The 22,444-nt window shown below is 35.9% G+C and carries 24 protein-coding genes and 2 pseudogenes; 25 read left to right on the top strand and 1 reads right to left on the bottom strand.

Features of this window, described 5'->3' with window-relative positions; all coding sequences use genetic code 11:
* Positions 1-369: 369 nt before the first annotated feature.
* The 4 genes and pseudogenes from GHC26_RS03980 to mntR form a co-directional block, all read left to right on the top strand.
* Positions 370-1,812 (top strand): annotated as a pseudogene (locus GHC26_RS03980) (vitamin B12-dependent ribonucleotide reductase); the annotation flags it as partial.
* Positions 1,813-1,978: 166 nt separating this feature from the next.
* The gene (locus tag GHC26_RS03975; protein ID WP_163969979.1) at positions 1,979-2,665 is read left to right on the top strand and encodes a hypothetical protein; all 687 of its coding nucleotides are present in this window, start codon (positions 1,979-1,981) and stop codon (positions 2,663-2,665) included.
* 135 nt (positions 2,666-2,800) lie between these two features.
* A pseudogene (locus GHC26_RS03970) lies at positions 2,801-3,922 on the top strand (vitamin B12-dependent ribonucleotide reductase); the annotation flags it as partial.
* Between the two features lie 156 nt (positions 3,923-4,078).
* On the top strand, positions 4,079-4,495 hold the full coding sequence (mntR, locus tag GHC26_RS03965) for a transcriptional regulator MntR (protein WP_163969977.1): 417 nt from the start codon (positions 4,079-4,081) through the stop codon (positions 4,493-4,495).
* 177 nt (positions 4,496-4,672) lie between these two features.
* On the opposite strand, the gene GHC26_RS03960 is transcribed toward mntR, so the two are convergent.
* Positions 4,673-5,047: an SA1362 family protein gene (locus GHC26_RS03960; protein WP_163969976.1), complete on the bottom strand. Its 375-nt coding sequence runs from the start codon at positions 5,045-5,047 to the stop codon at positions 4,673-4,675.
* A 499-nt stretch (positions 5,048-5,546) separates the two neighbouring features.
* Here GHC26_RS03960 and GHC26_RS03955 point away from each other — a divergent pair, with 499 nt between their 5' ends.
* The 21 genes from GHC26_RS03955 (at position 5,547) to GHC26_RS03855 (ending at position 22,444) form a co-directional block, all read left to right on the top strand.
* A complete protein-coding gene (locus tag GHC26_RS03955; protein ID WP_163969975.1) occupies positions 5,547-6,074 on the top strand; it encodes a YqhR family membrane protein in 528 nt (175 codons plus the stop codon).
* An 80-nt stretch (positions 6,075-6,154) separates the two neighbouring features.
* The gene (gene aroQ / locus GHC26_RS03950) at positions 6,155-6,586 is read left to right on the top strand and encodes a type II 3-dehydroquinate dehydratase (protein ID WP_163969974.1); all 432 of its coding nucleotides are present in this window, start codon (positions 6,155-6,157) and stop codon (positions 6,584-6,586) included.
* Positions 6,587-6,601: 15 nt separating this feature from the next.
* The gene (locus tag GHC26_RS03945; protein ID WP_163969973.1) at positions 6,602-7,663 is read left to right on the top strand and encodes a M24 family metallopeptidase; all 1,062 of its coding nucleotides are present in this window, start codon (positions 6,602-6,604) and stop codon (positions 7,661-7,663) included.
* Positions 7,664-7,761: 98 nt separating this feature from the next.
* Positions 7,762-8,319 (top strand): elongation factor P, encoded by a 558-nt coding sequence (gene efp / locus GHC26_RS03940; protein ID WP_163969972.1) that lies wholly within the window; start codon positions 7,762-7,764, stop codon positions 8,317-8,319.
* Positions 8,320-8,763: 444 nt separating this feature from the next.
* Positions 8,764-9,741 carry a stage III sporulation protein AA gene (gene spoIIIAA / locus GHC26_RS03935; protein WP_163969971.1) on the top strand — a complete coding sequence of 326 codons (978 nt, stop codon included), beginning with the start codon at positions 8,764-8,766 and terminating at the stop codon, positions 9,739-9,741.
* The gene (gene spoIIIAB / locus GHC26_RS03930) at positions 9,686-10,198 is read left to right on the top strand and encodes a stage III sporulation protein SpoIIIAB (protein WP_163969970.1); all 513 of its coding nucleotides are present in this window, start codon (positions 9,686-9,688) and stop codon (positions 10,196-10,198) included. Before spoIIIAA ends, spoIIIAB begins: the two co-directional genes overlap by 56 nt.
* Before the next feature lie 16 nt (positions 10,199-10,214).
* Positions 10,215-10,421 (top strand): stage III sporulation protein AC, encoded by a 207-nt coding sequence (gene spoIIIAC, locus GHC26_RS03925; RefSeq protein ID WP_163969969.1) that lies wholly within the window; start codon positions 10,215-10,217, stop codon positions 10,419-10,421.
* A 5-nt stretch (positions 10,422-10,426) separates the two neighbouring features.
* Positions 10,427-10,819 carry a stage III sporulation protein AD gene (gene spoIIIAD / locus GHC26_RS03920; RefSeq protein WP_163969968.1) on the top strand — a complete coding sequence of 131 codons (393 nt, stop codon included), beginning with the start codon at positions 10,427-10,429 and terminating at the stop codon, positions 10,817-10,819.
* Between the two features lie 35 nt (positions 10,820-10,854).
* Complete coding sequence (spoIIIAE, locus tag GHC26_RS03915; RefSeq protein ID WP_163969967.1) at positions 10,855-12,033, top strand: stage III sporulation protein AE; 1,179 nt, start codon at positions 10,855-10,857, stop codon at positions 12,031-12,033.
* A gap of 13 nt (positions 12,034-12,046) precedes the next feature.
* The gene (spoIIIAF, locus tag GHC26_RS03910) at positions 12,047-12,667 is read left to right on the top strand and encodes a stage III sporulation protein AF (RefSeq protein ID WP_163969966.1); all 621 of its coding nucleotides are present in this window, start codon (positions 12,047-12,049) and stop codon (positions 12,665-12,667) included.
* A complete protein-coding gene (spoIIIAG, locus tag GHC26_RS03905) occupies positions 12,664-13,311 on the top strand; it encodes a stage III sporulation protein AG (RefSeq protein ID WP_226376842.1) in 648 nt (215 codons plus the stop codon). The genes spoIIIAF and spoIIIAG overlap by 4 nt, the downstream gene beginning before the upstream one ends.
* A gap of 12 nt (positions 13,312-13,323) precedes the next feature.
* Entirely contained in the window at positions 13,324-13,902 is a 579-nt protein-coding gene (locus GHC26_RS03900; protein WP_163969964.1) for a SpoIIIAH-like family protein, read from the top strand.
* A 579-nt stretch (positions 13,903-14,481) separates the two neighbouring features.
* Positions 14,482-14,985, top strand: a complete 504-nt coding sequence (accB, locus tag GHC26_RS03895; RefSeq protein WP_163969963.1) for an acetyl-CoA carboxylase biotin carboxyl carrier protein — start codon at positions 14,482-14,484, stop codon at positions 14,983-14,985.
* A 14-nt stretch (positions 14,986-14,999) separates the two neighbouring features.
* Positions 15,000-16,352 carry an acetyl-CoA carboxylase biotin carboxylase subunit gene (gene accC / locus GHC26_RS03890; RefSeq protein ID WP_163969962.1) on the top strand — a complete coding sequence of 451 codons (1,353 nt, stop codon included), beginning with the start codon at positions 15,000-15,002 and terminating at the stop codon, positions 16,350-16,352.
* Positions 16,353-16,395: 43 nt separating this feature from the next.
* The gene (locus tag GHC26_RS03885) at positions 16,396-16,785 is read left to right on the top strand and encodes an Asp23/Gls24 family envelope stress response protein (protein ID WP_163969961.1); all 390 of its coding nucleotides are present in this window, start codon (positions 16,396-16,398) and stop codon (positions 16,783-16,785) included.
* 639 nt (positions 16,786-17,424) lie between these two features.
* Positions 17,425-17,802 carry a transcription antitermination factor NusB gene (gene nusB / locus GHC26_RS03880; protein WP_163969960.1) on the top strand — a complete coding sequence of 126 codons (378 nt, stop codon included), beginning with the start codon at positions 17,425-17,427 and terminating at the stop codon, positions 17,800-17,802.
* Between the two features lie 14 nt (positions 17,803-17,816).
* Positions 17,817-18,671: a bifunctional methylenetetrahydrofolate dehydrogenase/methenyltetrahydrofolate cyclohydrolase FolD gene (gene folD, locus GHC26_RS03875; protein ID WP_163969959.1), complete on the top strand. Its 855-nt coding sequence runs from the start codon at positions 17,817-17,819 to the stop codon at positions 18,669-18,671.
* Complete coding sequence (gene xseA, locus GHC26_RS03870; RefSeq protein ID WP_163969958.1) at positions 18,671-20,032, top strand: exodeoxyribonuclease VII large subunit; 1,362 nt, start codon at positions 18,671-18,673, stop codon at positions 20,030-20,032. Before folD ends, xseA begins: the two co-directional genes overlap by 1 nt.
* Positions 20,016-20,249: an exodeoxyribonuclease VII small subunit gene (locus GHC26_RS03865; RefSeq protein WP_163969957.1), complete on the top strand. Its 234-nt coding sequence runs from the start codon at positions 20,016-20,018 to the stop codon at positions 20,247-20,249. Before xseA ends, GHC26_RS03865 begins: the two co-directional genes overlap by 17 nt.
* Positions 20,250-20,251: 2 nt before the next feature.
* A complete protein-coding gene (locus GHC26_RS03860; protein ID WP_163969956.1) occupies positions 20,252-21,136 on the top strand; it encodes a polyprenyl synthetase family protein in 885 nt (294 codons plus the stop codon).
* 687 nt (positions 21,137-21,823) lie between these two features.
* Positions 21,824-22,444: a hypothetical protein gene (locus GHC26_RS03855; protein WP_163969955.1), complete on the top strand. Its 621-nt coding sequence runs from the start codon at positions 21,824-21,826 to the stop codon at positions 22,442-22,444.

Genomic DNA, 22,444 nt, shown 5'->3' with positions numbered 1-22,444 from the left:
CATTACACATTTTCTATTATATGGTGTTCCTTATGTTTTTTCAAAGATTTTTTATTATGGCAATTGGACTATCTTCTTTTGTTCAAATCCGCTATAATCATATTTTGTCAGGGCTTAAAAAAATATGAAAAACGAAAAATGCTATTTAGGCTTGTTAGGATAAAATAACACTAGATTGCTTGAAAAATCTTCTAATTTTATCATAAAACTATTATTGACAAAAAAAGTTTTTTTGATCTAAACACAATATATAGTACTTTTGATTCTTTTTTAATACTATATATTGTATCGAGGTTTCAATATGTGTTAAAGTTATAGTAACATCATAGAAACCCTTTAAGAGAATTAATAGAATAAAGGAGCGGTTGTATGTCGACTATTGTGGAAGAAAAAAATGAAATCGATGTAGACACACTAAATAAGGATATCACATTATTCCCTCAAGTACATCCCATAACACCTGATATGCACATTACCCATAGTGGTGTTTCACGGTTAGTTATGTTGGATCGATATGCCTTTAAAGATACAGAAAAAAAGACATTAAAAAAAGGAGACTTTGTTGTTTTAACAGTGAAAGCTGATCCAAAATTTCCTGCACGTGGATACGGATTTATCCACTCTATTGATTGGGTAAATCATCAAGCAGAGATAAAGGTTGATCCAGAATTTTCATCTGTTTTAGACAAGGAGGAGGAAGCAAACACTGGCATTGTTCGACGCTCCCTAGATGTAATTGATAAACCAATGGAAGTATATTTTGAGCAAATTGCCAAACGTAATGCAACAGGATTATCTGAAGTTGAAACAGATCCAAAGAAGCAACAGGAAATGTATGAGAAGTTTACGAGTGAACTTGCCAGTTTAAACTTTATCCCAGCTGGTAGAGTTTTATATGGTGCTGGATCCCAAACAGATGTGACATACTTTAATTGTTACGTTATGCCGTATATACAGGATTCACGCGAAGGTATTTCTGACCATCGAAAACAAGTCATGGAAATTATGAGTAGGGGGGGGGGAGTTGGAACAAATGGCTCTACTCTACGGCCGAGAAATACACTGGCTAGAGGCGTCAACGGAAAATCATCAGGTTCTGTTTCGTGGTTAGATGATATAGCAAAATTAACGCATTTAGTAGAACAAGGTGGTTCAAGACGTGGAGCACAAATGATAATGCTGGTAGATTATCATCCAGATATTATCGAATTTATTATATCGAAAATGCAAAATCCAAGAATCCTACGTTATTTAATCGAAAATACAGAAGACGAACAAATTAAGCAGTTAGCACAAGAAAAATTAAAGTTCACACCTTTAACAGAAACAGAAATGGATCTTTATCAAGGAATTGTAAATTATAAGACGATGCCTGGATTGGGTGGATTTACGAAAGAAGCTATCCAAGAAGCCGAAAAGAAGTTACGAAATGGTGGAACGTATTCCGTTCATAATCCAGAGTTTCTGACTGGTGCAAATATCTCAGTATGTATAACTAAAGAGTTTATGGAAGCTGTGGAAAATAATGAAATGTATGAGCTACGCTTCCCAGATGTAGAAAATTATACAACAGAAGAAATGCAAGCATACAATGAGAACTGGCATGAAATTGGTGATGTACGTAAGTGGGAAGAAATGGGTTATGGTGTCCGTGTTTATCGTCGTATTAGAGCAAAAGAATTATGGAATTTAATTAATATATGTGCTACGTATTCAGCAGAACCAGGAATTTTCTTTATTGACAATGCGAATGAAATGACAAATGCGAAAGCATATGGTGATCAAGTAGTAGCAACGAACCCGTGTGGTAAAGTAGCATAGTTTGCCTCACGTAAAAAATTGCGGGATAAAGCGGGAAGGCTGAGAGTGCTAACCCGAACCGAAGGCTAGAAGTAACATTCTAGTCAGGGGCAACGCATAGAACTAATTAAGAATAAATTAGATTTGCTTTTTTAAGGCAAAGGAAAAGGTGATTAATATGAAATTACCTACTACGGACAAAAAGAGTTTTCTCATTGGAATGGTTATGGGAGATGGGCATATTAAGAAGGGCAAGAAAGCTGTTAATTACAATATCTCATGTACTCATAATCCTAAACAATATGACTATCTTATATGGAAAATGGAAGTGCTAAAAGAGAATTTGACCAAGAATTATTGGTTGACAACCAAAAAAACTAAATTCACCGGAAAAGGTACTCATAATGGAAATACAGATAAAATATACACTATGCATGTTGGAGAATTAGGCACTCATCCACTTGTTACACAGGTTTACAAGGAATCCTATATATCGAGTAAGAAAGCTGTATCCCAAAACTTACTCAACCAATTAACTCCAATCGGATTAGCTGTTTGGTATATGGATGATGGAAATCTAGGGTATCGAAAAAACCCAAATGGCTCTATTAAAAGCAGAAATGTCACGCTTCATACTGAAGGCTTTGACATCGAAAGCCAACATACCATTATTCGTTATTTTAAAGAGGTTTGGGGTATCGAAACTCGTCTTCGTAGATCAAGAGACAAGTATAAAGTATGGATGAATACCCCTAATTCTATTAAGTTTTTAAAGTTGGTTGCACCATATGTAAGAATGGTCCCATGTATGCACTATAAGATAGATCTAAAATATGAGAAAAAAACCGTAGATTTGTTTAATTAGATGGTGATCCTCTTATGAGACTATAATCCATCCACGAGACCGCAACATTACCTAGTGTAATGAAAAGGTATGCTGAACTTACAGGAAAACAACTGTAAGAACTATCGGATAAAAAGCCGATGGGATAACAAATTGGAACAACCTCTTGCACCATATTCTGTCTGTAACCTAGCAGCAGTTAATTTAGCAGAAATGGCAGATAAAGAGGCAAAAACGGTAGATTTTGAGAAGCTAAAACAAACGGTTACAACTGGCGTAAGAATGCAAGATAATGTAATTGATGCGACACCATACTTTTTGGAAGAAAATAAAAAGCAGGCATTAGGAGAGCGCCGAATTGGGCTGGGTGTCATGGGACTACACGATCTATTAATCTACTGTGAAACAGCCTATGGCTCAAAAGAAGGTAATGCTTTAGTTGATAACATTTTTGAGGTGATTGCTACTACTGCTTATCGAACATCAATAGAATTGGCAAAAGAAAAAGGAAGCTTTCCATTCTTAGTAGGGGACACACAAGAAGAAACAAAATCGTTACGAGAAGCTTTTATTAATACTGGTTATATGAAAAAAATGCCTGAGGATATACGTAAAGGTATTTTACAATATGGAATTCGAAACTCACATTTACTAACCGTAGCACCAACTGGAAGTACAGGCACAATGGTGGGGGTTAGTACAGGACTTGAACCATATTTCTCCTTTTCTTATTATCGAAGTGGAAGGCTTGGCAAATTTATAGAAGTAAAAGCAGACATTGTACAAGAATACTTAGATAAGCACCCAGAACAGGATCCAAGTCAACTACCAGATTGGTTTGTCACTGCGATGGACTTAAGCCCTGAAGCGCATGCAGACACACAATGTGTGATCCAGCGGTGGGTGGATAGCTCTATTTCTAAAACTGTTAATGCGCCTAAAGGATATACTGTGGATCAAGTAGAAGATGTTTATTTAAGACTCTATAAAGGTGGAGCAAAAGGTGGAACGGTTTATGTAGATGGAAGTCGTGATACCCAAGTGCTAACGCTTAAAGCAGAAGAACATACAGTAGGGGAACAAACAGAGTTATTTGAGGACGAAGAAACACCAAAAGTCGTATTAATGGATACCGTCCAGGAATTAGAAAAAACAAATGTAACCATAGGTTCAGAAATTGGAGATACATGCCCAGTTTGTCGTAAAGGGAATGTAGAAGATATTGGTGGTTGTAATACGTGCACAAGTTGTGGCGCACAACTGAAATGTGGCCTTTAAGAAATATAGGAAAGGAACTAGCGACAGATTCGTTGGTTCCTTTTTTGCATTCGGGCTAAAGAATAGGGAAGTTGCTTGTTAAACATAGCGAAATCTTGTATCCTTTTAGTATAATTAGGAAACTAGAATATTGTTGATTTGAAATGAGGAGAGTTTATGCCAACACCAAGTATGGAAGATTATATAGAATTAATCTACAATTTAATTGAATCAAAAGGATATGCTCGAGTTTCAGATCTTGCTGAGACTTTAATGGTACATCCTTCTTCGGTAACCAAAATGGTTCAAAAATTGGATAAAGATGGCTATCTAAATTATGAGAAATATCGTGGCTTTGTCTTAACAACTAAAGGGAAGAAAGTAGGCGAACGTCTTGTATTTCGTCATGAATTATTAGAAGAATTTTTAGAAATCATTGGGGTAGATAAAGAGAACATCTATAAAGATGTTGAGGGAATCGAACATCATTTAAGTTGGAATTCCATTGACCGAATTGGTGATTTAGTTCAATATTTTAAAGGAGATACAAGTCGTATAGGCGAACTTCGTAAAAATCAATCAGAAGAAACATAATAATATTATTTGTTGTAGCTCCCAATGAGTAAGCCTTGGGAAGTACCTATGCTTAAAGGATTCTCGTTAGTTGTAACTGCTAGAAGTGGTCCCGAGTGTTACTGTAAGATGTATTAATACTAATTTTAAAAAAACAACATAGTATATAAAAGTCTTCGTAAAAAGAACCAAGCAGCGTTAAAACGTAGCTCGGTTCTTTCTTTTAGATTTATTGCCATCAATTACACGCAAATGGGATGCACGTTTATTGAGGCGTTTTTTTATCGGCATTGTTTGTTGCCGTTTTGCTGATGCGGGATTTTCGTTTTTATGCTGTTTATATTTTAATTTAGATTGCTTAACTGCCTGCTTATATTTTTTCATATCACTTGTATTTCTTCGGTTTCGAATAAAAATGAAATAGATAACCGCTGAGATGAGTACCCCAAATCCAATCATAATGGCGATATTCATCATAAAGTTGGCAGTGTTATTAATTAGTTGTGAAAATAACCCAATTGCCGCAAGACCAATAATTACATAAACCAATATTGACAATTTACTTCGAGCCATTATTTTTTATCCTCCCTTCTTGAAATCTGATTCGAACTTTCTTCTCTTTTACCAACATTTATACCATTTCTTACACTTAAGTGAAAAGCTTCTTGTTTACCTCTCTATTTTTAACCAAAAGTAAAAAAGAAATAGATTTTGTCTGGTATAAGGAAGTGTATCGATAACAGATTATTGTAATGCTCCTATTTCGATTTTTTCCTCATCTTGTAAAAAATATGCAATATTTCTTGTTATCGTGTTTACTTTTGACTGTTTTCTAACAGATTGTTGCGTTTTCCACTAGAAAAGTCTACTGTCCGTAGTGGAACTAGCTAAGCTTTAAGACGGCATATTATATAAACTGTGATGTTAAAAAAACAACAAAGTATATATGGGAGTTTAAATGAATTTGTTGGATTTCTTTTTTACAATAGAATATTCCTATTTCTTTTTTATCATACTAACATAATGCAAGAAAATATTTTAGTTTGTTTTACAAAAGATAGGGGTGTTTTAAATGGGTGACAAATCAAAATTAGAACAAAATCAAGAAGAACAACCAATATCGCTTTTATCTAGATCCCTCATTACAGGGTTTGTAGGAGGCGTTTTTTGGGGGATTGTTGGTCTGTTTGCCTACTATTTCAATTTTTCGGAAGTTGCACCCAAAACATATTTATTACGTTCTTGGCTTGATGCAGGATGGACAGATCGTTGGTTAGGTGATGTGGTTTCGTTAATTGCACTAGGTGTTATTTCAGTTATCGTAGCCTTTATCTACTATATTATCTTTAAAAAAATTAATTCGATTTGGATGGGAGTTGCATATGGTGCACTTTTATGGGGAATTGTTTTTTATGTCTTGCAACCAATCTTCCCAAATGTAGGACCGATAACAGGTATGGGTGAATATACAATTGTATCAACGATATGTTTGTTTATTTTATATGGAACGTTTGTTGGGTATTCGATATCGTATGATTATGAAGATACATTAGCCAAAAATACACAAGAGGATAGGAAGACACAAACCACGAAGGCCTAGAAAGAATTGTTATTCAAAAAGACAGGTTTATGATAAAATAAAAGGAACTGCCATTATATGTAAAGGGATGGGGAGATAGGATGAAGCGTCTGCTACTATTAAATGGACCCAATATTAATCTGCTAGGTAAGCGAGAACCTGCGATTTACGGGAATCAATCGATGCAAAATATTGTTGATACAGTTCAACAAACTATTCAATCATATGGCTATCACCTAGATGCTTATCAATCAAATCATGAAGGTGATTTAATCGACAAATTACAATTAGCAGATGAAAACTATGAAGGGGTTATTTTTAACCCTGCTGCCTTCACCCACACAAGTATTGGCTTAAGGGATGTCATTTCAGCCATCGATACACCTGTCATTGAAGTTCATCTATCAAATATACATGCAAGAGAATCATTTCGACATACATCCTTACTTGCACCTGTGTGTATTGGTCAAATTGTTGGCCTTGGTGTTAAGGGGTATCGATTGGCTGCATTAGCATTAATAGAAAACATATAGGAAGGGATGAGGAAAATGGGGAAAATAGTAAACATTAGAAAAAAACTACAAGAAAATCATTTAGATGGGTTATTAATTACCAGTCCAATTAATAGAAGGTATGTTACCGGCTTTACAGGAACAGCAGGTGTTGCACTTATTACGGAGGATGCAGCACGCTTTATTACTGATTTTCGTTACATAGAACAAGCAACAGAACAGGCAAAAGATTTTGATGTTATTCAGCATAAGGAATTAATGGAGCAAGAAATTAAACAGCAAGTGTTAGATTTAAATATTAAACGTTTAGGTTTTGAACGAGATCATGTAACTTATTCAAGTTATGAAACCTATAACAAGGTATTAGATGTTGAATTAGTTCCTGTTAGTGGATTAATAGAAGAACTACGTCTAGTTAAATCAGAAGAAGAACTGTCCATTATGAAAAAGGCAGCACAAATAGCCGATCAAACATTTGAACATATACAGACCTTTATAAAGCCTGGTGTAAAAGAAATTGAAGTTGCTAATGAACTTGAATTTCATATGCGTAAGCTAGGAGCAAAATCCTCTAGTTTTGATATTATTGTTGCCTCAGGTAATCGATCTGCATTACCACATGGTGTTGCATCTGAGAAGGAAATTCAATCTGGTGAGCTAGTTACGATGGATTTTGGTGCTTTATATGAAGGGTATTGTTCAGATATTACAAGGACAGTTGCAGTAGGGAATATTGATGAAAAATTAGATGATATCTATCATACTGTATTAGAAGCACAATTACGAGGTGTGAATGGATTAAAACCGGGATTAACAGGAGTAGAGGCTGATGCCTTAACAAGAGATTACATTAAAGAAAAAGGGTATGGAGACTATTTTGGTCATTCAACTGGACATGGACTAGGGATGGAAGTCCATGAGCGACCAAGCCTTTCTTTCCGCTCAGAACAGAAGCTAGAACCTGGTATGGTTGTGACAGTTGAGCCAGGGATCTATATTCCTGGTGTTGGTGGTTGTCGTATAGAGGATGATGTTGTGATTACAACAGATGGTGTAGAAAAACTAACCGTTTCTTCAAAGGAATTAATCCGGTTATAAGTTTTTTTATCACGCATGTACTGGCGGGTGGACTAAGAACGTAAGTCGAGACCTCCACTGATTGAAGTTTCACTCTATGATTGAAAGGGGTTATAGCAATGATTTCAGTAAATGATTTTAAAACAGGCTTAACAATTGAAGTAGATAATGATATATGGCAAGTTATTGATTTCCAGCATGTCAAACCAGGAAAAGGTGCTGCATTTGTGAGATCGAAACTTCGTAATTTAAGAAGTGGTAACATACAAGAAAAAACATTTCGCGCCGGTGAAAAGGTGAGCAAAGCACATATTGAACACAAGAAAATGCAATACCTCTATGCATCAGGCAGTGCACATGCATTTATGGATACTACAACTTATGAACAAATCGAAATTCAAGGAGAACAAATTAAAAATGAATTGAACTTCTTAAAAGAAAACATGGAAGTCTCTATTATGACATATGAAGGTGAGATTTTAGGGGTTGAATTGCCGAAAAACGTTGAGTTAGAAGTAGTAGAAACAGAACCAGGTATTAAAGGGGATACAGCAAGTGGAGGTTCCAAACCTGCTACACTGGAAACAGGTTATGTCGTCCAAGTGCCATTTTTCATTAACAAAGGTGATGTATTGGTAATTAGTACGACAGAAGGTAAATATGTTTCCCGTGCATAGTTAGCTACAATAGATTTACTAGAAAACAGTCCTATCAGGGGCTGTTTTTTTATTTGCACGTTAGGAAAATATAAAATTTTAGCTAAGATGCGAATTCGACGTGGCTAAAATTTTAATGTTCCAAGTATAAGAAAAAAAGTTGGCCTCATTACTTCCTTTTATAGGAAAGGCCACCTCCAGCTACGTTTAGGCTTGGCTAATGCTTGGCAGATAAGAAAAACTTTCTTACAGCATAAGTGCAACTAAGGCTTTCGCCACTTGGCGACAAGCCACGTTTTCTAATCGGGGGTATCAAGTCGCTTACGCTTTTGTTCAAAAACGTTTCTTCGCAGAAATTGTCAGGGAGTTCTATTAATGCTTACCATTTTCTTGAGCTGGACGAGTCATAATTTAGTGTTTGGTACATACATTTAGTAATAAAGCTACTGAGGGTGAGGACATGCCATGGAAGAAATACTACGTCTGTTTCCTGAACATATTCAACAGGTGATACGATCTAACATGAAGGATAGATGGCATTTGCTACAAGAAATACGTATCCGCATATATCGTCCAATAGAACTGATTTTTGACAATCAAACAGAATGGATAACGCATATCAAACCTGATCAACAGGATGGAATGTTCGTCTTAAATCAGCTAAGTGACTTTTCCCTTTATCGCATGGAGGATGAATTACGCCAAGGTTATATGACGATTGAGGGTGGTCACCGTGTTGGTCTTGCAGGAAAAGTGAATACATTAAATGGTTCTGTTAAAGCAATTCAGCATATTACATTTATGAATATACGAATTGCTAAAGAGAAAGTAGGGTGCGCTCAAGACATTATTCCATATTTGTATGAAGGAAACTATCTTAATACGCTATTTATTGGAGCACCACAAACAGGAAAGACAACATTAATCCGTGATGTAACAAGGATTATAGGAACGGGATGGGAGCATGTAAAGGCTGCTAAAGTGGGGATTATTGATGAACGTTCTGAAATTGGAGGATCGATTAAAGGAATTCCACAACACAATATTGGTTTAAGAAGTGATGTGATGGATGCTTGCCCTAAAGCCGAAGGAATGATGATGATGATTCGTTCGATGTCTCCTGAGATCTTAGTAGTGGATGAGATTGGTAATAGTAAGGATGTACAAGCATTAATGGAAGCAATAAATGCAGGTGTTATTGTTATCTGTACGATTCATGGCAATTCCATTTCAGAATTAAAGAAAAGACCATCATTAAAACCTTTATTCCAACACCAAGTCTTCCAACGAATTGCATTGTTAGATAAACAGCGTCACCCAGGAACAGTTGCAGGGATATTTGATGCAAATGAGAAAAATATCTTACAGAAAACGAGGTGCTTGAAGGATGAAGTGGATTGGAGCACTTCTTTTCATAGGCACAACAACTATAGTCGGATTTGATGTTAGTAATAAATTGACCAAACGGCCAAAACATATTAGGCAATTAAAAAATGCATTACAAATTTTAGAAGCTGAGATTCTTTACAGTCAATCTCCATTAAAGGATGCATTTACAACGATTACAAAACAAGTACCTGAACCAACTAAATCCTTTTTTGGAGAATTAAGTAATCGAATGAATGAAAAGAATGCAAATTTATATCATGTTTGGGATGAAGCTATTAAAGAATTAATGCAGAATTCATCCTTAGGAAATAATGAGCAAGAAATTTTACTGCAGTTTGGTAGGACATTAGGTCAACACGATTTTACCCAACAACAAAAGCACATACAATTAACGGTAAATCATTTAGACCGTGAACTAGCTGAGGCAAGGGATCAGCAATATAGATATAGTAAAATGGCGAAAACCTTAGGGGTTTTGAGTGGCTTATTTATCGTGTTATTGCTCATTTAAGGAAAGGAGTACTCCCATGATCAACGATGCATCCGTTTTATTTCAGATTGCTGGAATAGGAATTATAGTTGCCTTAATCCATACGATTTTAAAGCAAATGGGGAAAGAGGAAATTGCACAATTTGCGACATTGGTAGGATTTATTATTGTACTAGTTATTGTCATTAATGGACTTTCAGATTTGTTTCAGCAAATTCGTTCTGTATTTCTCTTTCAGGGGTAGTCGTTATGGATATCATACAAATTGTCATATTTGGAATGATTGCAACGATTTTATATATCGTGTTAAAGGATCTACATGCGTCATTTGCATTTTATGTATTGCTTATTACTGGTATTATCCTGTTTCTAGCAATTATTTCACAAATCGGAGCAATTATTCAATTAATCGAATCGTTGGGGCAAAAAGCAAACATTGATGGGATGTACATGGAAACGATACTCAAAATTATTGGCATCGCTTATATTGCTGAATTAGGAGCTAATATTACAAAAGATGCTGGACTAGGCTCAGTTGCAGCTAAGATTGAATTGGCTGGCAAGATATTTATTTTATTATTAGCAATCCCTATTATAACAGCCGTTATAGAAGCTATATTACAATTTTTACCTACTGCGTAACGATCATACTAATCTGAAGGGAGTAATTGGGGTGAATGAAACGTATTAAGTATTTGGGTAGTATTGTAGTTTTCATTCTAATAGTAGTCTGTGTTGGACAGGCCCCTGTACACGCATCAACACCTTCAGATATGGTTACCGATGATATGTTGGATGAACTTTCATTGGAAGGCATACACGAACATTGGGATCAACTTGTTAATGAATATGGAGGGTATCTACCAGAATTAGAAAAAACATCTATCTATGAATTCATTAAAGGGGATGGCTCTTTATCTTTAAAACAATCGATTAATGGATTAATTCAATATTTATTTTATGAATTAATTTTAAACGGGAAGCTATTAGGGTCACTACTACTGTTAACGCTCTTTTCTAGTATTTTGCAAACGATGCACACTGCCTTTGAGAAGAGTACTGTAAGCAAGGTTGCCTATTTTATCGTTTATATTGTTTTAATTTACTTAGCGTTAAATAGTTTCTACTTAGCTGTTTCGTATGCACAAGATGCAATTGATACAATGAGTAGTTTTATGATTGCATTACTACCACTTGTATTAGGGTTAATGGCAACATTTGGGAATGTCGTTGCTGTATCCTTTTTTCACCCGATAATTATTTTTCTTATTAATTTAAGTGGTTTATTAGTTTCAAAGTTTATTCTACCTTTATTATTTTTATCCGCTTTATTGTATATCGTAAGTAGCTTAAATGAAAATTATAAAGTTACGCATTTAGCTAATTTATTAAAGACAATAGCCTTAGGAGTGTTAGGTGGATTTCTAACGATTTTTCTCAGCGTGATGTCTGTACAAGGTGCAGCTAGTGCCATCCAGGATGGTGTTGCCATGAAAACAGCTAAGTTTGTGACTGGTAATTTTATTCCAGTTGTTGGCAGGACCCTAACAGACGCTGCAGATACAGTATTAAGTGCTTCCCTTTTATTAAAAAATGCAGTAGGTATTGTTGGCGTTATACTGGTTGTATTTATAGCACTTTTCCCAGCGATAAAAATATTTGCTATTGCTTTAATGTACAAGGTTGCAGCTGCTGTATTGCAACCTGTAGGGGATGGACCAGTTATTTCTACATTAAATACGATTAGTAACTATATTGTATTTATACTAGCTTGTTTACTAGCCGTGACACTAATGTTTTTCTTGGCTATTGTCATTATAGTAGTAGCTGGTAATATTACGCTACTTCTACGGTAAGGAGGGATAGGCCATGAATATGTTAATCGATTGGATCACTCAAATTATTATATTTGTTTTACTAGCAACGATCATCGATTTGCTTATTCCTCAAACCTCCATGAAAAAGTATATCAAATTAGTAGTCGGTCTCATTTTATTACTAATTTTTTTAAAACCTATATTTTATTTATTTGATGTCAACCTGGATAAGGTATTACAAGAGCCTTTAGATGGATTAACCGTTGACCAAATTACAGAGGAAGACACAGAAAATTTAATAGAATCACAAAAAGTAGATATACAAAGCCAACAACATGCATATATTTTAGAAGAAATGGCTGTCCAATTAAAAGAATTAGCAAAAGACCCTTTAGAGGAGGAGTTTCAACTAGAATTAACAGATCTTGAATTTCGTTTTCAAAATGAAGCGGACTTAACATACGAGGGTCTTCAGGAGGTCATTGTTTATTTGAAACAAATAGATAGGGAGGGAGCAGTTCAGAACGTTGATGAGGTTGTAATAGACACAGAGAAACCACTTCAAGAGGATGATGAAGAATTGGACGAGGAGAAAATCAAACAAACATTAGCGGACATTTGGGAAATTAGGGATAAAGACATCACCTTGGAATGGGAGGGAGGGACATCTTGAAGCGCTTTATACAAAATTTTTTTCAAGAAGCAAAAGAAAGTATTCGAAGTAAAAACCTATCAAAAAAATCAGGATATTTGTTAATTGTTGGGTTATTGGGATTGTTACTTCTTCTGTTAGGGAATATATTTTCATCATCTGAAACGAGTGAGGATTCTCCGATGGAAGAGGAAGTAAGAATAACTCCTGAAGAATCATCAAGATCTGAAACAACAACACAAGAAGATAATGAATCAACAACGGATGTCGGGGAGTTGGAGACAAGCTATGAAAAAGACTTAATAGAAATGTTAGAAAAAATTCAAGGTGTTTCAGATGTAGAAGTAATGGTCAATCTGAATTCAACTGAAGTAAAGGTATATGAAAAAAATTTAATCACTAGTCAACAGACAAATGAGGAAGAAGATACCAATGGTGGAACAAGAACAGTAGAGGATAGTACACAAGAAACACAAGTTGTACTTGTCAGACAGGGTGACCAAGAAGTGCCATTATTAATCCAAACTGAAAAACCAGAAGTAAGAGGGGTGTTTGTTGTAGCAAATGGTGTTGATCATGCAACTGTAAAGCAGTGGGTAGTAGAATCGGTTTCACGAGTCTTAGATGTCTCGTCACATAGAGTATCTGTAATGCCAAAAAATTAGGGAGGATTTGATATGTTGAAAAAACAAACAGTATGGTTATTAACGATGTTAAGTTTGATGATTGTGTTAAGTGTCTATTATATGACATCACCAGATAACGAGGATTTAGCTTATATTGATAGTGGACAAGAGGTTACAGAAGAAGCAACAACCACTGACGATGTATCAGATGATGCATCAGAGGCAACTGAAAATGATGATTCTACTGAAGTAGATAACTTTTCTAACCTTGGTGGAGATGAATTATTTACGACCATTCGAATGGAGATTCAAGATGATCGTAGTGAACAAAAAGATCGATATGAAGAAGTGTTAGCATCAAGTAACGCTACAACAGAAGAGAAAAATGAAGCATGGGACGAAATAGATAAATTAGATCAGTTGTCGACAAAAGAATCTATTTTGGAAGAATCCATTATTTCATCAGCAGATTATGAAGATGTGTTAGTTCGACATGATGAGGATAAAGTACATGTCCATGTAAAGGTCGATGAGTTATCTGGTGAAGAAGCAAATAACATTATGCAGATGGTGAAGGATGAATTCGGTGAAATCCGCGTTGATGTAAATTATCAACCTACTGAAAGTTAAGTGTATTGGATGGTGTCAAGTTAGAAACTTGGCATCTTTTTTATACGTTAGGAAAGTATAAAATTTTAGCTAAGAAGTGAACTCGACGTGGCTAAAATTTTAATATTCCAGGTATAAGAAAAACTAATACCTTCGTTAAGGACAAGCGAATGCGAGTTTTTCTAAAAAGGTAAGTATAAAAAGTCGGCTTCATTACTTTCCTATATAGGAAAGGCAACGTCCAGCTTCAGCGCCTACCCCCTCGAGGCTTGGCTTACGCTTGGCAGATAAGAAACAAAACGTTCTTACTGTATAAGTGCAACTAAGGCTTTTGCCATAAGAACTCGGCGAAAAGCCTAGTTTTCTAATCGGGGGTGATCAAGGCGCTTCTAGTTTTTGTTCATTCTATATAACTATTCGCAATCTAATAAGAATATTGTTATAATAGGTAGGTGAAACCGTTTTAATGGTAAACGAAACTAGTAGCAATCGTGCATTTTTATTTTTCTATTGATGTTACGGATAAACTTATCGTACAATGTTATGAGGAGTTATTAGTACCTGTTATTAAATTTGACTTAAGATGAAGGGGTGCAAGAGATGCTTAAAGTACAAGAAATAAGAGAATTAATAAAATTAATTGATCAATCATCCATAGACGAGTTTACATATGAATCGAATGGTACGTCTGTTACGATGAAAAAAGGTCAAGATCCTATAGCAGTACAACCGAAGGAACCCAGTACACAACCAATTGTAAAAGAAGTTGAAACGGATAAACAAAAAGAAAAACAAGCACCTGTTCCACAAGATGAAACGGAGACACAAGAAGATTCAACACCAGTTGCAAAGGATGCAGCAGGCGATCAAGAAATTGTATCCCCAATGGTTGGAACATTTTATGCTGCATCATCACCTGAAAGTGATCCTTACGTGAAAGTAGGCAGTCGTGTAGAAAATGATACAATTGTATGTATTGTGGAAGCAATGAAATTATTTAATGAAATTGAAGCTGAAGTTACTGGTGAAATTGTGGAGGTTTTAGTACAAGATGGCGAATTAGTCGAGTATGGACAACCACTATTTAGAGTAAAAACGAAATGAGGGGACGAGCACGTATGATTAATAAACTTCTAGTGGCGAACCGAGGAGAAATTGCAGTTCGCATAATACGAGCTTGTAAAGAATTAAATATAGAGACGGTTGCTATTTATTCAGAAGCAGATAAAGATGCTTTACACGTTCAATTAGCGGATGAAGCGTACTGTATAGGACCAACATTAAGTAAGGATAGTTACTTAAATTTTACCAACATTATGAGTATAGCAACGTTAACAGAGGTAGATGCAATTCACCCTGGTTACGGTTTCTTAGCAGAGAATGCTGATTTTGCAGAGATTTGCAAAGCATGCAATATTATCTTTGTTGGACCGACCCCTGAAGCGATTCAAAAAATGGGGATAAAAGATGTTGCACGAGAAACGATGAAGGAAGCAAATGTACCAGTTGTTCCTGGATCAGAAGGTATCATCGAAAGTGAAGAAGAAGCATTAGAAGTAGCAAAATCTATTGGATACCCAGTAATTATTAAAGCGACAGCTGGCGGTGGAGGAAAGGGAATCCGAGTAGCTAAGAATGAAGAAGATTTAATTAAAGGAATACGGGTAACACAAAAAGAAGCCGAAACAGCCTTTGGTAACCCTGGTGTATATATTGAAAAATTCATTGAAGATTTTCGTCATGTAGAAATTCAAGTATTGGCAGATAATCATGGGAATGTCGTCCATTTAGGAGAACGTGATTGTACGATTCAAAGAAGATTGCAAAAGCTTATTGAGGAATCACCTTCTCCGGCGATAACACCTGAAATTAGAAAGGAAATGGGAGAAGCTTCTGTTAAAGCAGCTAAAGCAGTTGGTTATGTGGGGGCAGGTACCATTGAATATATTTTCGATCGAAAGAGTCAAGCATTTTATTTTATGGAAATGAATACTCGTATTCAAGTGGAGCATCCTGTAACGGAAATGGTTACTGGTGTCGATTTAATTAAAGAGCAAATAAAAGTGGCGAATAATGAGACACTATCTTTCCAACAAGCAGATATTACATTTGAAGGATGGGCAATTGAATGTCGAATAAACGCAGAGAATCCATTTAAAAACTTTATGCCATCAGCTGGGCAGATTAATATGTACTTACCACCTGGTGGGTTTGGGGTCAGAGTAGATTCGGCAGTGTATACTGGTTATCAAATTCCTCCGTATTACGATTCGATGGTAGCAAAACTTATTGCCTATGCTCCTACTCGAGAAGAGGCAATTAAACGAATGAAACGTTCATTAGATGAATTTGTAGTAGAAGGTGTTCATACTACCATTCCATTTCATCGCTTAATTATGGAACATGATGTATTTATGAAAGGTGATTTTAATACGAACTTCTTGGAGGAAAATCCTATTGTGGAGAAATAATGTCCTGCCAAGACATATATATGTTATGTAAAGGAGTGAAAAGATGGCTGAGCAACCATTATTAAATGTTAGTAATGAAACAAGTCTAGGAAAAGTGGAAATTGCTCCAGAAGTAATTGAGGTTATTGCAGGAATTGCAGCTTCAGAAGTCGATGGCATATCATCGATGCGCGGTAATTTTGCCACTGGGGTAGTTGAACGATTTGGTAAAAAATCCCATAGCAAAGGTGTAAAAGTGGAACTTACGGATAATGGGATTTTGATTGATGTTTACGTTGTATTACAATTTGGTATGTCTATTCCACAAGTTGCACAAAAGTTACAAACAAACATTCGTGAAACGTTAAAAAATATGACTGCACTTGATATTGATGAAATTAATGTCCACGTAGTTGGGGTGCAAATGGATGCAGAAGAAGCAGATTACGAGTAATATAACAAGGTCTCAAAAAGGCTTATGTCTTTTTTTGACCTTGTTTTCTTTTGCACGTTAGGAAAGTATAAAATGTTGGCTTTATTTATACAGGAACAGCCACGTCCAGCTTCGAGCGATTGACGTCCTAGTGCGGATAGACATATGGACGCACGAGTTTTCATCGTCCAGCGCCTACCCCCTTGAGGTCATAAGTCAATCCACTGCATAAATGCAACTAAGGCTTTCGCCATAAGAACTTGGCGAAAAGCCAAGTTTTCTAATCGGGGGCGATCAAGACGCTTCTAGCTTTAGTTCCACGTTAGGAAAGTATAAAATTTTAGCTAAGAAGTAGACTCGACGTTGCTAAAATTTTAATGTCCCAAGTATAAGAAAAACGAACACATTCGCTAAAGGACGATCGAATGCGAGTTTTTCTAAGCTCTTTTCGTATTCTTTATTGGTTTTTAACATCGCAACATTTATATTATACATCGTAATATCTTTTAAAAACAGCCTTTCTTTTTGAATTCTGCCATAGATATGCATGTCTCTTGTAGGTGTGTTCAATAATATAGCTGGCTGGTTAGTTCCTAGCTTTTCTATCCATAAACATGTTATTATTTTGGTAAGAGATATGTATTAAAAGGAGTATTGATAATGAATCGGCATACAGCAAGAGAAAATGCATTTAAGATATTATTTCAGTTAGATATGAATGATGATCAACTTGAAGAAATAGAAGATGATACTGATTCAATACAAGTAGATGATTATGGAAGCAAACTTGTACAGGGTGTTAGAGAAAAACGAGAGGAATTAGATGAAACCATTTCCACTCATCTTGAGAAATGGACAATTAATCGAATTGCTTCTGTTGAGAAAACAGTATTACGAATTAGTTTGTATGAAATTAAGTACTTGGATGATGTTCCAACCAATGTCTCTATTAATGAGGCGGTTGAGTTGGCCAACCGTTATGGAGAGGAAAAATCCGGGAAATTTGTAAATGGTGTGTTATCTAAAATTATATCATAAAGGGGATGTTAGGAATGTCTGCTGAAATTATTAATGGAAAGGAATTGGCTCAGCAGCTCAGAAATGAAATGAAAAAGGAAGTCTTAGCATTAAAGGAAAGTAGCAACATTACACCACATTTAACAGTTATTCTTGTGGGCGATAATCCTGCTTCCAAATCGTATGTAAAAGGAAAACAAAAAGCCTCAAATGAAGTGGGGATCTCATCAGAACTTATCCAATTACCTGAAAACACGACTGAACAAGAATTATTAACAACAATCGAGGATTTGAATCAAAACAATTCTGTTCATGGTATTTTAGTCCAACTACCATTGCCAAGTCATATATCGGAACAAAAGGTAATTGAAACAATTGAACCAGAAAAAGATGTGGATGGTTTTCACCCAATTAGTGTCGGTAGAATGATGACTGGTAAAGATACCTTTTTACCTTGTACACCTTTTGGTATAGTGACAATGCTTAAATCAAAGAATATCCAGATTGAGGGACAACATGTTGTTATTATAGGAAGAAGTAATATTGTAGGAAAACCTGTCGGGCAGCTATTACTAAATGAAAATGCAACGGTTACGTATTGCCATTCTAGAACAAAAGATTTAACTTCTTATACAGAACAAGCTGATATTTTAATTGTAGCAATTGGAAAAGCTCATGTTATTCAAAAGCAACATATAAAAGAAGGTGCAGTTGTGATTGATGTCGGAATCAATCGATTAGAGGATGGTTCCTTAACTGGTGATGTAGATTTTGATTCTGTAGTAGAACGGGCATCTTTTTTAACACCAGTCCCAAAAGGTGTGGGTCCTATGACAATTGCAATGCTACTGAAAAATACCATTAAAGCAGCAAAAGGGTTGAAGAATTAGTGAAAAACAATTATTTAACGGTCACTGCTTTAACAAAATACATAAAGCGGAAGTTTGAAACGGATCCACATCTTAAGAATATCTGGCTCAAAGGGGAAATTTCGAATTTTAAACACCATAACCGTGGTCATATGTATTTAACGATTAAAGATAATCAAACACGCATAAAAGCAGTGATGTTTGCAGGTTATAACAGACACTTAAAGTTTATGCCAGAAGATGGAATGGATGTTCTCATAAAAGGAGAAATTGGTGTCTTTGAGCCACAAGGACAATATCAGCTCTATATCCATGAGATGGAGCCTGATGGAATGGGATCCTTATATTTAGCATTTGAACAATTAAAAGAAAAATTACAGCAAAAAGGGTATTTTAATGATACGTATAAAAAAAATCTGCCGGCTTATCCGGAGCATATTGGGATTATTACGTCCCCAACTGGTGCAGCTGTAAGAGATATCCTAACAACAATTAAAAGAAGATACCCAATTGTTAAAACAACTATTTTGCCTGTCCTCGTACAAGGCAGTGGTGCAGCAGAGTCTATAAAGCGTGCGATTGAATATGCAAATCGTACTCCAGAAGCATATGATGTTTTGATTGTAGGCCGTGGTGGAGGATCAATAGAGGAATTGTGGAGTTTTAATGAAGAAATCGTTGCAAATGCAATATATCATTCTGAAATTCCAATTATATCTGCAGTAGGTCATGAAACAGATTTTACGATTAGTGACTTTGTCAGTGATAAACGAGCAGCTACCCCAACTGGTGCGGCAGAACTAGCGGTACCTTCTCAAGTGGAGCTATTAGAAAGAATTAATACGATGAAACGTTCGTTAACTAGAATGCTTACAGCTATTATGACTAACTCTACTAATCATTTACAACGGCTAAATCAATCGTATGCATTCCGATACCCAGAACAATTAGTTACACGAAAGGAACAAGAATTAGATAAATTAGTAGAGCGATTAGCTAAAGCAACCGAAAGTTTGGTAAAAGAACGCAGACAACATGTCTCTAACTGGCAAACGCGTTTACACATTCAACATCCAAATAAACAGTTGCAACAAAGAGAGACAGATTTACAGCGACTCAAACAGCAACATCAGATCATCATGACAGCTATTTTGGAGCAAAAACAATCCGAGTTATCGTCAATGCTTGATAAGCTAACGTTATTAAACCCTTTAGAAATTATGAAACGGGGATACGCCATTCCATATACAGAAGAAACAAAGATTATTAGATCAACGCAACAAGTGAAGGTATATGACAATATAAAGGTAACATTATCTGACGGTGATCTATATTGCCATGTAGATTCGATAAAGGAGGAGAAAGATGGAGCAAAAAGATGAACTTTCCTTTGAAGACGCAATGGAAGCACTAGAGAATATCGTAAAAAAATTAGAAGAAGGCGATGTTCCCTTAGAAAAAGCAATTGCTTATTATAAAGAAGGCATGGAAATGTCTAAATTATGTAATGATAAATTAACAAATGTTCAAGAACAGATGACACAAATTATGAAAGATCAAGGAAAAGTGGAATCATTTAACATACAGGGGGAAGAATAAAGGTGCATGCTACGTTGGAGGAATTTATAAAAGAACATAGCGCTCGTATACATCAAGTAATGAGCAACTACTTACAAAGGTTATCCATCCCAGACAGATTAAAGGAATCCATGTTATACTCGATCGAAGCTGGTGGAAAACGGATGAGACCTATATTGGTTCTTGCAAGTTTCAAGTCATATGGTGAGGAGATCGAGAAGGCACTTTCCACAGCAATTGCTCTAGAAATGATTCATACTTATTCGCTTATTCATGATGATTTGCCTTCTATGGATAATGATGATTTACGGAGAGGGAAACCAACTAATCATATTAAATTTGACGAAGCTACTGCAATACTAGCTGGGGATGCATTACTAACGTATAGCTTTGAAATTATTGCAAAAGATCCACTGTTAACAGATACACAAAAAGTAAAAATCCTCCAATTATTAGCTGAATCTAGTGGACCTAAAGGGATGGTTGCGGGTCAGTTTTTAGATATGAAAGCTGAAAATAAAGCAATAACACTAGAAGAATTAGAAAAAATCCATACATTAAAAACAGGTGCCTTATTACGCTTTGCGGTTCTTAGTGGAGCACAAATTGCAAATGCAAGTGAGAACCAGCTAAAACATCTAGATGAATTTGTTTATTATTTAGGTTTAGTTTTTCAAGTACAAGATGACATACTGGATATTATAGGTGATCCAAATAAGCTTGGAAAGCCAACTGGTAGTGATGTGGAAAATGAAAAAAGCACATATCCAGCCTTATTAGGTTTAGAAGGAGCAATTGCCAAAAAAGAAGAATATATCGATTGGGCTATAGGGGCTCTAGAAAAAGCGGAGGCGAGCAATTCCTATCTCTTGTACTTTTTGGACTACGTTAGTCAACGTGATCATTAAGAAAATGGCATAGAGATTTTTGAAGTTTTGTGTTATAATTTAAGTATACAGGGAATGGTGCAGTATTCTAGTCAGTCCTCCGTTCCTGAAGGCGGGCCTAAAAATCCGCTAAAGGGCACATCGATGAAGTTCCTTGTGCTGGCTTGAGGCGCCCAGCCTTGGGTCAGTGCTGGGAGTTAAGGTTTTCGGGCGATCCACAAAGGCATGTGGGCGTTGACCCGATTACCGCGGAGGCCCATCTCTGTGGTGGTAACTAAGCTTAGGGACCACTATGGAATGGGGTATGAACCTGCATAATAGGGAAAGGGACACCTTATTTGCAGCGTAGCCTGCCTTGAGTGGTATTGAGGGGATTAGAGCTAATAAAAATCAAACTAGGTGGCCACTAGCTTGATTTTTTCATCTCTATGAAATCAGTACTGCAAAAGAGGCTAGGGAACGGCTAAAGACTGCTGAGGAAAACTCCTAGACTGTTCATATGGACGTATAAAAGGGATTATAGTGCGGGCTAAGTGGTAATCCAGTCTAGCTAATGGCGACATAGCTAAGGTGGATTTAAAGGGAAACCGCCTGGATGGCAACATCAGGTATCCACTTGGGAAAACCTACTGGACCTAAGCCGCAGTTTTTACCTTTTATGCGACCATTCCCCGAGCATACATATTATTTTTTACTTTGAGGTATATTATGAATTCAAAAGCCAAAAGTTCGATTAAGTTTAGCATATCTATTGCCGTTATCACGTTTGTGTTAGCGGCTATTTTTTCAATTATTTCATCTTCTATATTAGGGGATGTCATATGGCTCGTTGGGCTACTGATTGTATTTTTAATTGTCTTACTTGGTGTTGTCTTTGATATGTTAGGTATTGCTGCTACCGCAGCTAGCGAAACTCCTTTTCATGCAATGGCTGCAGAAAAAGTAAATGGTGCTAAAGAATCAATTGTTATCGTTCGTAATGCAGATAAGTTCGCCAGTTTTTGTAATGATGTCATTGGAGATATTTCTGGAATTATAAGTGGAACAGCTTCTGCAATAGTTGTATTACAGATTTCAATGATTTTTGGAAATGGAGATGGATCTACCTTACAAATAGTATTACAAGTAATAATTACTAGTTTGGTTGCTGCGCTTACAGTAGGTGGAAAAGCGGTTGGGAAGTTTTTAGCAATTCATTATTCGACAACCATTATTTTTTTCTCAGGTAAGGTAATTGGACTTATTCAGGATAATTTAAAGGTACGTATTTTACCAAAGGATAAAAAATCCTCTAAAAGCAAGAAAAAACAAACTAAAGGGAAAGCATAA

Origin of the sequence: Oceanobacillus halotolerans (assembly GCF_010993955.1) — a bacterium.
GTDB classification, from domain to species: Bacteria; Bacillota; Bacilli; order Bacillales; family Amphibacillaceae; genus Oceanibacillus_A; species Oceanibacillus_A halotolerans.
The sequence above is the reverse complement of the archived record's forward strand: the minus strand, read 5'-3'. Positions and strand labels throughout refer to the sequence as shown.